Below are 314 nucleotides of genomic sequence, written 5' to 3'. Positions count from 1 at the left end.
GTTGCGTAGGCATGGAAATTACCCGAACGCTTATACACATAACTGGTGGCGGTCTTGCGTGACTCTTCACCGCGTGCCCTGCTAACCGGCTTACCCATGGTGTAGAAAGTATCCTCGTCACCGTTGCCGTATTGGATGGTCATCTGGGTGGGGTAGGATTCGATTTCTACGTGGCCGATCATGAGGTCGCCTTCCCAATGTGCGGTGGGTGCGTCGACGTAGAAGTTGACGGCTTGGTTCTTGTAGACGTTGGGGTTGTTTTCGCCGAGGCCGGTGCCGAGGTTGTAGGACTGCTTCAAAACAGGGGCCTGGAT

1 pseudogene is annotated in these 314 nt (G+C 55.1%); it reads right to left on the bottom strand.

Annotation, left to right across the window (positions count from 1 at the left end):
• A pseudogene (locus tag HMPREF2674_RS09385) lies at positions 1 to 314 on the bottom strand (peptide ABC transporter ATPase); the annotation flags it as partial.

The sequence above is a fragment of the Rothia sp. HMSC062F03 genome (genome assembly GCF_001836905.1).
Classification (GTDB): domain Bacteria; phylum Actinomycetota; class Actinomycetes; order Actinomycetales; family Micrococcaceae; genus Rothia; species Rothia mucilaginosa_A.
Note: the sequence above shows the minus strand (reverse complement) of the source record. Positions and strands in the feature narration are given on the sequence as shown.